The organism is Kluyvera ascorbata ATCC 33433 (genome assembly GCF_000735365.1).
In the GTDB taxonomy this organism is placed as follows: Bacteria; Pseudomonadota; Gammaproteobacteria; order Enterobacterales; family Enterobacteriaceae; genus Kluyvera; species Kluyvera ascorbata.
Map to the genome: position 1 here is coordinate 1 of NZ_JMPL01000117.1, position 13,286 is coordinate 13,286.

Here is a 13,286-nt window from a genome sequence, read left to right on the forward strand (position 1 = left end):
ATTTAGTCATGCTGCCCGTCTTTTGGTGGCAGTTTGTTGTCGCCGTCGTGTTTTGGCGGCTGGCCTTTGCCATCATGCTGCGGGCCTTTATTGTCGTGCGGCGGCTGGCCTTTGCCATCGTGCTGTTGGCCTTTTTGGTCGCGCGGGGGCTGACCTTTGCCGTCGTGCTGCTGACCTTTGCCATCGTGCTGAGGGCCTTTGTTGTCATGCGGCGGCTGACCATTATGCTGCTGTTCTACAGGTGGTTTTTTTGGTGGTTCCTGATGATCAGCGGCGAAAGCGGTTGAACACAGACCCATAGCCAGGATTGCAGACAGTGCAATAATTTTTTTCATCATGTACTCCATACATTGCTTTTGTGTAATGGCCTTAGTTCACCAATAAAAAATGGAGGAAATGTGAAGGCCCCGGCCAATTAAGAATAGTCCGGGGATTTAAAGCTAAAACTGCCATTCCATTGTTATATCAAGACTTAAAACCGGCAGCCGTCATCAGTACACGAAATAGACTGCCGACCACTGCCAGCGTCAGAACGCTGCCACCCCACAGCGCCACCAGCCAGAAAATGCGTGAAGCCCAGCGACTTTTCATCAATGATAGCCCTCGTTTTGCGGGACCTTTCCGCGAAACACGTAGTAGCTCCAGAAGGTGTATACCAGAATGATCGGAATGATAAAGAGGGCGCCAATCAGCATAAATTCCTGGCTTTGTGCCGGTGCGGCGGCCTGCCACAGGGTTATGGACGGCGGAATGATAGCCGGCCAGATGCTGATGCCAAGCCCGCTAAAACCGAGGAAAACCAGGATCAGCGTCAGAATAAAAGGCTGAGCATGGCTCTCTGCTCGCGCCAGATGCCGCCATAGCAGCGCGCTGGCGATAAGAACCAGCGCCGGTACCGGCAGCAAATAGTAGAGGTTCGGCAGGCTGAACCAGCGTTGGGCGATAGCGGTATGCTGAAGCGGGGTCCAAAGGCTGATGATGGCAATGACGGCCAGCAATGCCAGCAGCAGACCGCGAGCATTCCGCTTCATGCTGCGCTGCAACGTTGCTTCGCTCTTCATCACAAGCCATGTCGCGCCAAGCAGCGCATACGCGATGGTAAGCCCCACGCCGCAGAAGAGCGTAAACGGCGTCAGCCAATCGAAAGCACCGCCGCTATAAGCGCGTCCCGTTACCTCAAAACCGTTTATCACTGCGCCGACGACAACGCCCTGGCAGAACGTCGCCAGAATAGATCCGCCCATAAAGGCGCTATCCCAGAACGGACGGTGTGACGGCGTGGCATTGAAGCGAAACTCAAAGGCAACGCCACGGAAAATTAGGCCAACCAGCATCAGCGAAAGCGGGATGGTCAATGCGTCAATAATGACGGCATAGGCCAGCGGAAACGCACCGAAAAGCCCCGCGCCGCCGAGCACCAGCCAGGTTTCGTTGCCGTCCCAGACCGGAGCCACGCTGTTAACCATCACGTCGCGATCCTGCGCATTGCGGGTAAAGGGGAAAAGGATCCCGATACCCAAATCAAAGCCGTCCATAACGATGTACATCAGGGTGGCAAAAACAATAATCACGAACCAGATAATGGACAGGTCGATGCTCATGCTTGTTCCTCCTGGGATGAGTGGGGATCTATGGCGGCGGAAAGCGGGCGCGCAGCCGTTCCTTGAGGGGGATGGTCAAACGGCTGCGGGCCTTTGCGGATAAGGCGTACCATATAGCTGTAGCCCACGCCAAAGACCGAGCTGTACACCACAAAGAAGGTTAACAGACTGATACTCATATGCAGGTTGCCGTGCGCTGATACGGCGTCTGCCGTGCGTTGCAGGCCGTAGACCACCCATGGCTGACGACCCACCTCGGTGGTGACCCAACCGGCGAGGATGGCAATCAGGCCGGAAGGGCCCATCAGCAGCGCAAACCACAGGAACGGGCGTGAGGTGTACAGTGTCTGTCGTTTGCGTAACCACAGCGCCGCCACGCCGAGCAACAGCATCAGCATTCCGAGCCCCGCCATAATACGAAACGACCAAAAGACAATAGTTGAGTTCGGGCGATCTTCCTTCGCGAACTCCTTCAGCGCTGGTACCTGCTTATCCAGGCTATGCGTGAGGATCAGGCTCCCCAGCAGTGGAATTTCCAGCCCGTAGCGTGTGCGTTCCTGTTCCATATCCGGCCAGCCAAACAGCAATAGCGGAGTTGGCTCGCCCGGCGGGTTTTCCCAGTGGCCTTCAATAGCGGCAATTTTGGCCGGCTGATGCTTTAAGGTGTTGAGCCCGTGCATGTCGCCCACCATTGCCTGAATAGGGGCAACAATCAAAGTCATCCACAGCGCCATGGAAAACATCGTGCGCACCGCAGGCGTCTGGTTGCCGCGCAGCAGGTGCCAGGCCGCTGATGCCCCGACAAACAGCGCGCTGCTCAGAAATGCGGCAATGGACATATGTAAGAGCCGATAAGGGAAAGAGGGATTAAACACCACGGCAAACCAGTCTACGGGCACGACCTGGCCATTAACAATTTCATAGCCTTGTGGCGTCTGCATCCAGCTGTTGGAGGCGAGGATCCAGAAGGTGGAGATAATCGTGCCCAGCGCCACCATGCAGGTGGCGAAGAAGTGCAGCCCCGGCCCGACGCGGTTCCAGCCGAACAGCATGACGCCAAGAAAACCGGCTTCAAGGAAAAATGCGGTTAACACTTCATAGGTCAGCAGCGGGCCGGTTATGCTCCCCGCGAACTGGGAAAAACCACTCCAGTTAGTCCCGAACTGATAGGCCATCACTAGCCCGGATACGACCCCCATACCGAAATTGACGGCGAAGATCTTAGACCAGAACTGGTACAGCGAACGCCAGACCGGGTTACGGGTTTTCAGCCATAGCCCTTCAAGCACAGCCAGATAACTGGCGAGGCCGATGGTGATGGCAGGGAAAATAATGTGAAATGAAACGGTAAAGGCAAACTGAATTCGCGCGAGGTGAAACGCATCAAGACCGAACATGCAAACTCCGTGGAGAAGAAGACTCGGCGTGATTTTAGGGCGTGTTGGCGCAGGGGGGCAGAGACAGTCCGCGGGTATTAAATGATAACAGTTCTAACTTTTCATTCACTTTTTAGCGGCTGTTATCGCCGCTTCTGCTTATGCGTTAACCCCGGGTAAACCGGGAGGCGAGTTTTTTGGTTTTCGGGTAAAGGCACACCATCCCGCTGCCCAGTGCCACGATAAACAGCAGTGGGTTTATCAAATCCAGCGCTTCAGAGTGTAATTCCCCGGAAGCGACGACGGAGGAAAAGCATAGCGCAGCCGAATAACCCAATAGCTCAATACTTGTCATTTTCATGTAAAAAGAGATCCGCCTGCATGATGAAAATCATGGCTATCGTGTTGCAAAATGAAGGTTTGCAATATTGATAAATAGAGATTGGCCTGGCGTGATGAAATAACCGAGCCCGTTTTCGCAAGGCGCACATCATGCCGTGTTTATATTTTTTTTCACGTCAATAAGTGCCCATTTTTACAGGATTTGCTTAAATGGTAAGCAGGCTCGCTTAATATTTGATATTTGTCGCCTTTTAGCGCAGGTGAACGGCTTAACGCGTCCACTACGGGCGCGTTAAATGAGAGCATTAACTCTCGGCTTCCGGTTTCGCAATTAAATCTTCAACCTGATTCGTGGCGTGGCTGACCCATGAATTATCGGCACCTTCACCAGGTGCAGACCCCGCATTATCAGCATAATCTAGCGGTAACTTCGGTTTCTGTAAGGTAATACGTAAAAATTAATGGTGACTAGTGCGTATTCACAAAATATGAAGTCGCGGACGAATCGCTATCAACCCATATCAGTTACAAAAAAATGCATATTTATTAACGCTGATATAAAATGGTCGCAATGTCAGATTCACCGGAAACCTCCATGAAAAAGTACCAGCGCCTCGCCGAGCAGATGACGGAGCAGATAGCTCTTGGGGTATGGCTTCCTGGCGACAAACTGCCGTCGCTGCGTGAACAGGTGGTTAACAGCGGTATGAGTTTTATGACCGTCAGCCACGCGTATCAGCTACTGGAAAGCCAGGGCCGTATCGTTGCGCGCCCGCAATCTGGCTACTATGTCGCGCCGCGTGCTGCTGCACCGCGCGCGGCAGCGCCACCGGCGCAGGTGATGCCGGATAACGTCGTCGACATCAATACCTATATCTTTGAAGTGTTGCAGGCCAGTCGTAATGCCTCAGTGCTACCGTTCGCGTCGGCATTTCCGGACCCGAAACTGTTTCCACTGCCTCAGCTAAACCGTTCGTTAGCGCAGGTCAGCAAAACCGCAACGGCGATGAGCGTGATTGAAAACCTGCCGCCGGGTAACGACGAACTGCGTCACGCGATTGCGCGGCGCTATGCCCTACAGGGCATGACCATTTCGCCCGATGAGATTGTCATCACCGCCGGTGCACTGGAGGCGCTCAATCTGAGTCTGCAAGCCGTCACCGAACCCGGTGATTGGGTTATCGTCGAGAACCCTTGTTTTTACGGCGCACTTCAGGCGCTGGAACGACTGCGGCTTAAAGCCTTATCGGTGGCCACCGATGTGAAAGAGGGTATCGATCTGGATGCGCTGGTGCAGGCGCTGCAAACCTATCCTGTAAAGGCCTGCTGGCTGATGACCAATAGCCAGAATCCGCTGGGTTTCACCTTAACGCCGGAGAAAAAGGCGCGCCTGATTGAGATCCTGAGTGAACATAACGTCACGCTGATTGAAGATGATGTGTACAGCGAACTCTATTTTGGCCGCGACAAACCGCTGCCCGCCAAAGCGTGGGATAAAAGCGATATGACGCTGCACTGCAGCTCTTTCTCAAAATGCCTGGTGCCTGGGTTTCGCATTGGCTGGGTGGCGGCGGGCAAACACGCGCGGCGCATCCAGCACTTACAGCTCATGAGCACGCTGTCGACCAGTTCGCCTATGCAGCTGGCGCTGGTGGATTATCTGGCAACCAAGAGATACGACGCGCACCTGCGGCGTCTGCGTCGCCAGCTTGCCGAGCGTAAACAGCAGGCCTGGCAGGCCCTGATGCGCGCGCTGCCGCCGGAAGTGCATATTCATCATAACGACAGCGGCTATTTTCTGTGGCTGGAACTTCCCGCCGGGCTGGATGCCGGGGCGCTCAGTGCAAAAGCGCTAGAGCACCATATCAGCATCGCGCCAGGCAAAATGTTCTCGACGACCGATAACTGGGCGTCATTCTTCCGTTTTAATACCGCCTGGGGGTGGGGAGAAAGAGAAGAGCGCGCGGTAGAAACGCTGGGCCAGCTTATTCGTGAAATGTTGAATTAATCTCGTCATATTCTCTTCCAGGACGACATCCTCGTCCTGATACAGACCGGCCATAGGAAATACGCATAGCTCTCCTGGCCGGTAACTCCTTGTCTATAATCCAGATTATCAATGTCCTTTTGCCATTTTTGCGGAATGCGTCCTTGGTCACAACCTGTGCAAATTTATATCGGCTGCACAGGTGTGCTGCATTGTGATGTCTATTTTTATTAAGGGAGATATTTTTTAACGGCACGGCTGCCGCTCAAATTCATTGTGACAGGAGTAAAAACTTTATGAGCAAGAAATTTGCCCGCAGCAGCCTGTGCGCGCTGGTGATGACCGTCGCTACCGCGAATGCCGCCGAACCCCCAACGTCGCTTGGAAAAGCAGAAGGGCGCCTGGATATTATCGCCTGGCCGGGGTATATCGAGCGGGGTCAAACCGATAAACAATATGATTGGGTGACCCAGTTTGAAAAAGAGACCGGCTGTCAGGTTAACGTTAAAACGGCGGCAACCTCTGACGAAATGGTCAGTCTGATGGCGAAAGGAGGTTATGACCTGGTGACGGCCTCCGGCGATGCCTCGCTGCGTTTGATCATGGGTAAACGCGTGCAGCCGATTAACACGGCGCTGATTGAAAACTGGAAATCCCTCGACCCGCGCCTGGAAAAGGGTGCCTGGTTTAACGTTGACGGTAAAGTTTATGGCACGCCCTATCAGTGGGGGCCAAACCTGCTGATGTACAACACCAAAACCTTCCCGACGCCACCAGACTCCTGGAACGTCGTCTTCGTTAAACAAAATCTGCCGGATGGTAAAACCAATCAGGGGCGCGTGCAGGCCTACGATGGCCCTATCTACATTGCCGATGCTGCGCTATTTGTCAAAGCTACGCAGCCGCAGCTGGGTATCAGCGACCCGTACCAGCTTACCGAAGCACAATATCAGGCGGTATTGAAGGTGCTGCGCGACCAGCATGAATTGATTCACCGCTACTGGCACGATACCACCGTGCAGATGAGCGACTTTAAAAACGAAGGCGTGGTGGCCTCCAGCGCCTGGCCGTATCAGGCTAACGGCCTTAAAGGCGAAGGTCAGCCGATTGCTACCGTGTTCCCGAAAGAAGGGGTGACCGGTTGGGCGGATACCACCATGCTGCACGCTGAAGCAAAACATCCGGTCTGCGCCTACAAGTGGATGAACTGGTCGTTAACGCCAAAAGTGCAGGGCGACGTCGCGGCCTGGTTTGGCTCGCTGCCGGTGGTCGCTGAAGGCTGTAAGGCCAGTACCTTACTGGGCGATAAAGGCTGTGAAACCAACGGCTACAGCTTCTTCGACAAAATTGCCTTCTGGAAAACGCCGATCGCTGAAGGCGGCAAATACGTGCCTTATAGCCGCTGGACGCAGGACTATATCGCCATTATGGGCGGCCGCTAATCATCCAGGAGTCCCACATGACGTATGCAGTAGAATTTCATGACGTCTCGCGGCTTTATGGTGACGTGCGCGCGGTGGATGGTGTCAGCATCGCCATCCATGATGGGGAGTTCTTTTCTATGCTGGGGCCGTCCGGCTCCGGCAAAACCACCTGTCTGCGGCTGATTGCCGGGTTTGAGCAGCTCTCTGGTGGCGCTATCTCTATTTTTGGCAAGCACGCCAGCGAACTGCCGCCCTGGGAGCGTGACGTCAACACCGTTTTCCAGGACTACGCGCTGTTTCCGCACATGTCGGTGCTGGATAACGTCGCTTATGGTCTGATGGTGAAGGGCGTCGGAAAAAAAGAACGTCAGGCAAAAGCGGTGCAGGCGCTGGAAAAGGTCGCGTTGGGTTTTGTGGCAGGACGCAAGCCGTCGCAGCTATCCGGCGGTCAGCGTCAGCGCGTGGCGATTGCCCGAGCGTTGGTGAACGAGCCGCGCGTGCTGCTGCTTGATGAACCGCTGGGCGCGCTGGATCTCAAGCTTCGCGAGCAGATGCAGTTTGAGCTGAAAAAGCTCCAGCAGGATCTCGGCATCACGTTTATCTTCGTCACCCACGACCAGGGTGAGGCGCTGTCGATGTCTGATCGGGTGGCGGTGTTCAATAACGGTCAAATTGAACAGGTAGATACGCCGCGCGCGCTGTACCTGCGACCGCGAACGCCGTTTGTAGCGAGCTTTGTCGGGACCTCTAACGTTTTCGACCCTGCCGTGGCGGAGAAGCTCTGCGGGATGGCGGGAAGCTGGGCGCTGCGGCCTGAACATATTCGTCTGAACGAAAGCGGAGAAGTGCAGGTGCAGGGACGCGTGCAGGCCGTGCAGTATCAAGGTGCGGCAACGCGCTATGAACTGCTGCTGGAAAGCGGCGAGAAGCTACTGGTCAGCCAGGCCAATTTCTCTGCAGGACTCAATGCCGATGGCCCTATCGTGGGGCACCAGGTGCAGGCTTCATGGGCGCGGGATGCGATGGTGGCGCTGGATGGAGGGAGGTAGATGGAGATGAGCATGACGCCGGTTCCTCCCGTTCACCGCCAGGGGCGTTTATCGAGCCTGTTCTGGCGCAGGCCGACGCTCGGGCTGTTTCTGTTGCTGCTCGGCCCGCTGATGTGGTTTGGGATAGTCTACTTCGGTTCGTTGTTGACTCTGCTCTGGCAGGGGTTCTACACCTTCGACGATTTCACCATGTCCGTCACGCCAACGCTGACGCTGGCAAACCTCTATGCGCTGTTTAACCCGGCCAACTACGACATCATTGTGCGTACGCTGGTGATGGCGCTTTCGGTCACCGTCGCCAGCGCATTGCTTGCCTTTCCGATGGCGTGGTACATGGCCCGTTACACCCACGGTAAGAAAAAAGCTTTTTTCTACGTGGCGGTGATGTTGCCGATGTGGGCGAGCTATATCGTCAAAGCCTACGCCTGGACGCTGTTGCTGGCGAAGGATGGGGTGGCACAGTGGTTTCTTAACCATCTGGGGCTGGAGGCGCTGCTGGCGGCGGTGCTGACAATACCGGGCGTGGGCGGTAATACGCTCTCGACTTCCGGATTGGGCCGCTTCCTGGTGTTCGTCTATATCTGGCTGCCGTTTATGATTTTGCCGGTGCAGGCGGCGCTGGAGCGGATACCTGGTTCCTTGCTTCAGGCCTCCGCTGACCTCGGCGCGCGTCCGCGCCAGACCTTCCGTCACGTGGTGCTGCCGATGGCCATTCCCGGCATTGCCGCAGGTTCAATTTTCACCTTCTCGCTGACCCTTGGCGATTTTATCGTGCCGCAGCTGGTGGGGCCACCGGGGTATTTTATTGGCAACATGGTCTATTCCCAGCAGGGGGCTATTGGCAATATGCCGATGGCTGCCGCCTTTACGCTGGTCCCTATTGTTCTTATTGCCCTCTATCTGGCGTTCGTGAAGCGTCTGGGAGCGTTCGATGCACTCTGAAAGGGCACCGCTGTTCCTTAAAATTGCCGCCTGGGGCGGCGTTATCTTCCTGCATTTCCCGCTGGCGATTATCGCCATTTACGCGTTTAACACCGAAGACGCGGCGTTCAGCTTTCCGCCGAAAGGCCTGACGCTGCACTGGTTCAGCGAGGCGGCTTCTCGTGGCGATATTTTTGATGCCGTGACACTGTCACTTAAAATTGCGTCGCTGTCGACGGCTATCGCACTGGTACTTGGCACGCTTGCTGCAGCAGCGCTATGGCGACGTGATTTCTTTGGCAAAAGCGCCGTGTCACTGCTACTGCTGTTGCCCATCGCGCTACCGGGCATTGTGACCGGGCTGGCGCTGTTGACGGCGTTTAAGGCCGTTAATCTTGAGCCGGGTCTGCTGACCATTGTTATCGGTCATGCAACGTTCTGCGTGGTGGTGGTGTTTAACAACGTCATTGCCCGTTTTCGCCGTACTTCGTGGAGCCTTGTGGAAGCGTCTATGGATTTAGGTGCCGACGGGTGGCAAACCTTCCGTCACGTGGTGCTGCCAAATTTAGGCTCGGCGCTGCTGGCTGGCGGCATGCTGGCGTTCGCGCTGTCGTTTGATGAAATTATCGTCACCACCTTCACCGCCGGACACGAGCGTACGCTGCCGCTGTGGTTGCTTAACCAACTGGGGCGTCCTCGAGACGTGCCGGTGACTAACGTGGTGGCACTGATGGTTATGCTGTTAACGATGATACCGATTTTAGGGGCGTGGTGGCTGACTCGCGAAGACGATTCTGCCGCTAGCGGTGGTACGACATTTAAATAAAACAGGATCATACTATGCAACATAAGTTACTGATTAATGGTGAACTGGTCGCAGGTGAAGGGGAGTCCCAGCCGGTCTATAACCCTGCGACGGGTGAGATCCTGCTGAACATCGCGGAAGCGTCCGCCGCGCAGGTTGACGCCGCCGTGACGGCCGCCGACCGGGCGTTTGTGCAGTGGGGGCAAACCACGCCAAAGTACCGTGCGGAATGCTTGCTCAAGCTAGCCGATGTTATTGAAGAACATGCCGCTACCTTTGCCCGGCTGGAATCGCTCAACTGCGGTAAGCCGCTGCACTGCGTCACGAATGATGAAATCCCGGCGGTGGTGGACGTGTTCCGCTTCTTCGCGGGGGCCGCCCGCTGCCTGAACGGGTTGGCGGCGGGGGAATATCTTGAAGGCCATACATCGATGATTCGCCGCGATCCGGTGGGCGTGGTCGCGTCAATTGCACCCTGGAACTATCCGCTCATGATGGCGGCCTGGAAGCTGGCTCCTGCGCTTGCCGCAGGGAACTGCGTGGTGATTAAGCCCTCAGAAATTACCCCGCTTACCGCCTTAACGCTGGCTGAATTGGCGAAAGATATCTTCCCTGCGGGAGTGCTGAACGTGCTGTTTGGCCGAGGGAAAACGGTTGGCGATCCACTGACCGGTCATGCCAAAGTCCGTATGGTGTCGCTAACCGGCTCGATTGCTACCGGGGAACATATTATTGCTCATACCGCGCCATCGATTAAACGCACGCATATGGAGCTTGGCGGTAAGGCGCCGGTGATCGTTTTTGACGATGCCGATATTGACGCCGTGGTAGAAGGGGTCAGAACCTTTGGTTTCTACAATGCCGGGCAGGACTGTACCGCAGCGTGCCGGATCTATGCGCAGAAGGGCATCTATGAACGGCTGGTGGAAAAATTAGGGGCTGCCGTCGCGAGTCTGAAATCAGGCAACCCGGAAGATGAGTCGACCGAACTGGGGTCATTGAGCTCCCAGGCGCATCTTACCCGAGTGAGCGAGGCAGTTGCCCGAGCCAAAGCGCAGCCGCATATCAAAGTCGTCACCGGGGGAGAAAAAGCCGCCCGTGCAGGCTATTACTTCCAACCGACATTGCTGGCGGGGGCAAAACAGGAAGACGATATCGTGCAGCGCGAGGTTTTCGGCCCTGTTGTCAGCGTGACCATGTTCGACAACGAAGAGCAGGTGCTTGGTTGGGCTAATGACTCCCAATATGGGTTGGCTTCATCCGTCTGGACGCAGGATGTTGGGCGAGCGCATCGCCTGAGCGCACGGTTACAGTATGGCTGCACCTGGGTTAACACCCACTTTATGTTGGTCAGTGAAATGCCGCACGGTGGGCAGAAACTCTCGGGTTACGGCAAGGATATGTCCATCTATGGCCTTGAGGATTACACCGTGGTTCGCCATGTGATGATAAAGCACTGAGTGAGTGGTCAAGGGATGTCATACCGCGTTATGGTGTTGCATTCCTTATAACCTGTCATCGGTTTGGCTTAGGAGGATGTGTGAATCAGGATTTCCAGGATATCAAAAATGAGTTTGATAAGTGGGGGCCCGAGGCGGGTGAAAGTGTCGCGCAGCGGATGTATGAGGCACTGGCAACAAGGTTGGCTCCTTTTTTCTTTAACCAGGAAAGCATCAATAAAAGAAGGTTAATCATTAAACTTGAAGAGGGAGAAAAAGAGGTCGGTACCCAAACCCGGTATGATTGGCTGGAAGCTTTTAATCGGTTGAAACCAGAGGGTCGCTAAGGCGGCCTTTTTCTTATTCAGTGTTTATCTAAACATGGTGTGGTCTCCGGGGGCGTCTACCGGTGAGCTTGATGACGATTTACTCCCTTGTCGGTAGGCGTGACGCTTGCCCGTACTCCTCCCTGGTTTTGACATACCCAATGCAACGTGCGAGGATCCGCGCCGTTGTAGAACCAGGTATAGTCAGAAAGATGAAGAAAAGTATCGTTTGTAGCGCCGTAGTGATTGCTGCGGTGATGGGGATTGGGACCTTTTATTCGGTTGGTCGTGTTGCGACCTGTGAAGGACAAAACCGAGTCAGTGCGGCCTGCATTGCGCAGTCCTGGGATATGGAAAAGGTGAACGTCATTCCGCAATACGATCCCAACCACTACGTCAGTGACCCGACGGCAGACAGCATCTTTGCTGCCAGCGTGCCAAAACGCTAACCGGACGGTGTGTCACAGAATTAAAACCCAGCGCGGCGTAATGTAGTGCTGGGTTTTCTCTTTTTAGCAGTCAATTCGGCTGGAGCCGAATTCCAGGATCAAAAAACATTTCAGCGATAAGTGGCGAAAAACTTGATGTACGTCAAAAAACGTAGCATATTGCGCCGCTTTAACGATCAATGACAAGGATTCAATTGGTGACGCTATATCAGCATATGCTCATCTTTTACGCCGTTATGGCGCTTATCTGTGCCGGTATTACCTGGTTTCTGACCCGTGAGACAACGTCAATCCGCCTGATTGCCACCGTGCTGATTGGCGCAACGTGGCCGTTTAGTTTCCCCGTTGCGCTGATGCTGTCGCTGTTCTGACGGTTATTTGCTTAAATCACTCAGCAGGATGGCAATGCTTTTCCCGCCTTCGGTCTGCTCAAGGGCAATTTTAACGATAATGGTCAGCGGGACGGAGAGCAGCATGCCAACCGGACCAAGCAGCCAGCCCCAGAAGATCAACGATAAAAAGACCACTAATGTCGATAGACCCAGGCCGCGCCCCATGATGCGGGGTTCAAGAATGTTGCCAAACACAAGGTTAATGACCAGATACCCCGCAAGGACGACAAGCGCGTCGTAAAAGCCGGTGAACACCAGTACCTGAAGGATAGGGGGAATGGCCGCCAGCACCGAACCAATGTTCGGAATGTAGTTGAGCGCAAAGGCCAGCAGCCCCCAGATAAAGGCAAAGCGTACCCCCAGTAGTTCCAGCATTCCCCATACGACAAGCCCCGTCACTACGCTGATGGCCGTTTTCAGCACCAGATAATGCGAGACGCTATCCAGCGCGCGCTGAATCGCCGCCATGCCTTCAGTAGGCTTTGCCATGATTTGCTGTAGTTTGGCAGGCAACTGCGGGACTTCCAGCAGCATAAACACCACCGTTAGCAGCAGTAAAAAGATAGAGGACATGGCGTTCGAAAGCTGGCTCAGAAAACGAGAAACCAGCGTCATGGCGGCATTGGGGTCAATGTATTTAATCAGTTCGTCCGGGCTGACGCTGATACCAAAACGCTGAAACCACGGCTCGAGATTATAAATAGGCACCGCCAGTGAGGAACGATACTGTGGCAACGTGCGCGTGAGCTCATTGAGCGATGTACCAAGCGTGGCAAGCAGCAGAACGGCGGCAAGAATAATCACCCCAATCAACAGCGAAATGCCCAATACCCGCGGTACTCGCCAGCGCACCATCAGTTGAACCAGAGGGTTGAGTATCACGGCGATAAACAGCGCCAGGACGAACGGGACGATGATATCGGCGGCAAAGCGAATACCGGTGAGAATGATGACCAGCATGCCCAGCATGATGACTATCTTTAATCCATTAAGCGTGATGATCGGCCTGGACATGTTGAGCTAACTCCTGCGAATATCTATGCAGAATATGATAGTTGCGAATCTACTGATAATAAATGCATTTATATCAAATAACATCAGTAAAGATTTGCAAACATTTTGAAATATTTAGATGTTTGTGTTAGATATTAACTGTGTTTAACTACTGAGGACAA

At 54.5% G+C, this 13,286-nt stretch carries 15 protein-coding genes; 10 read left to right on the forward strand and 5 right to left on the reverse strand.

Annotation, left to right across the window (positions count from 1 at the left end; translation table 11 throughout):
* A partial coding sequence (locus GKAS_RS25205) for a hypothetical protein (protein ID WP_210436383.1) occupies positions 1–287 on the forward strand: 287 nt, incomplete at its 5' end.
* Positions 288–465: 178 nt separating this feature from the next.
* On the opposite strand, the gene GKAS_RS24180 is transcribed toward GKAS_RS25205, so the two are convergent.
* The 4 genes from GKAS_RS24180 to GKAS_RS19545 form a co-directional block, all read right to left on the reverse strand.
* Positions 466–591, reverse strand: coding sequence for a DUF2474 domain-containing protein (locus tag GKAS_RS24180; protein WP_181814566.1), 126 nt, complete (start codon positions 589–591; stop codon positions 466–468).
* The gene (gene cydB / locus GKAS_RS19535) at positions 591–1,601 is read right to left on the reverse strand and encodes a cytochrome d ubiquinol oxidase subunit II (RefSeq protein ID WP_035896619.1); all 1,011 of its coding nucleotides are present in this window, start codon (positions 1,599–1,601) and stop codon (positions 591–593) included. The genes GKAS_RS24180 and cydB overlap by 1 nt, the downstream gene beginning before the upstream one ends.
* A complete protein-coding gene (locus GKAS_RS19540; RefSeq protein ID WP_035896620.1) occupies positions 1,598–2,998 on the reverse strand; it encodes a cytochrome ubiquinol oxidase subunit I in 1,401 nt (466 codons plus the stop codon). Before GKAS_RS19540 ends, cydB begins: the two co-directional genes overlap by 4 nt.
* A 145-nt stretch (positions 2,999–3,143) precedes the next feature.
* On the reverse strand, positions 3,144–3,338 hold the full coding sequence (locus GKAS_RS19545; RefSeq protein ID WP_035896622.1) for a hypothetical protein: 195 nt from the start codon (positions 3,336–3,338) through the stop codon (positions 3,144–3,146).
* Positions 3,339–3,914: 576 nt separating this feature from the next.
* Here GKAS_RS19545 and GKAS_RS19550 point away from each other — a divergent pair.
* The 9 genes from GKAS_RS19550 (at position 3,915) to GKAS_RS24185 (ending at position 12,090) form a co-directional block, all read left to right on the forward strand.
* On the forward strand, positions 3,915–5,327 hold the full coding sequence (locus GKAS_RS19550) for an aminotransferase-like domain-containing protein (RefSeq protein ID WP_035896623.1): 1,413 nt from the start codon (positions 3,915–3,917) through the stop codon (positions 5,325–5,327).
* 275 nt (positions 5,328–5,602) lie between these two features.
* Positions 5,603–6,748: a putative ABC transporter substrate-binding protein YdcS gene (ydcS, locus tag GKAS_RS19555; protein ID WP_035896624.1), complete on the forward strand. Its 1,146-nt coding sequence runs from the start codon at positions 5,603–5,605 to the stop codon at positions 6,746–6,748.
* A 17-nt stretch (positions 6,749–6,765) separates the two neighbouring features.
* On the forward strand, positions 6,766–7,779 hold the full coding sequence (locus GKAS_RS19560; protein WP_035896625.1) for an ABC transporter ATP-binding protein: 1,014 nt from the start codon (positions 6,766–6,768) through the stop codon (positions 7,777–7,779).
* 12 nt (positions 7,780–7,791) lie between these two features.
* Complete coding sequence (locus GKAS_RS19565) at positions 7,792–8,721, forward strand: ABC transporter permease (RefSeq protein ID WP_369708434.1); 930 nt, start codon at positions 7,792–7,794, stop codon at positions 8,719–8,721.
* Positions 8,711–9,526 (forward strand): ABC transporter permease, encoded by an 816-nt coding sequence (locus GKAS_RS19570; RefSeq protein ID WP_035896627.1) that lies wholly within the window; start codon positions 8,711–8,713, stop codon positions 9,524–9,526. Before GKAS_RS19565 ends, GKAS_RS19570 begins: the two co-directional genes overlap by 11 nt.
* 14 nt (positions 9,527–9,540) lie before the next feature.
* Complete coding sequence (gene patD, locus GKAS_RS19575) at positions 9,541–10,965, forward strand: aminobutyraldehyde dehydrogenase (protein ID WP_035896628.1); 1,425 nt, start codon at positions 9,541–9,543, stop codon at positions 10,963–10,965.
* Positions 10,966–11,045: 80 nt separating this feature from the next.
* Complete coding sequence (locus GKAS_RS19580; protein WP_051910813.1) at positions 11,046–11,291, forward strand: hypothetical protein; 246 nt, start codon at positions 11,046–11,048, stop codon at positions 11,289–11,291.
* 191 nt (positions 11,292–11,482) lie between these two features.
* Positions 11,483–11,719 carry a hypothetical protein gene (locus GKAS_RS19585; RefSeq protein ID WP_035896630.1) on the forward strand — a complete coding sequence of 79 codons (237 nt, stop codon included), beginning with the start codon at positions 11,483–11,485 and terminating at the stop codon, positions 11,717–11,719.
* Positions 11,720–11,916: 197 nt separating this feature from the next.
* Entirely contained in the window at positions 11,917–12,090 is a 174-nt protein-coding gene (locus GKAS_RS24185) for a GhoT/OrtT family toxin (protein WP_072011442.1), read from the forward strand.
* A 3-nt stretch (positions 12,091–12,093) separates the two neighbouring features.
* Here the strand turns inward: GKAS_RS24185 and GKAS_RS19590 are convergent, their stop codons facing one another.
* Positions 12,094–13,125, reverse strand: a complete 1,032-nt coding sequence (locus GKAS_RS19590; protein ID WP_035896632.1) for an AI-2E family transporter — start codon at positions 13,123–13,125, stop codon at positions 12,094–12,096.
* Between the last annotated feature and the right edge of the window lie 161 nt (positions 13,126–13,286).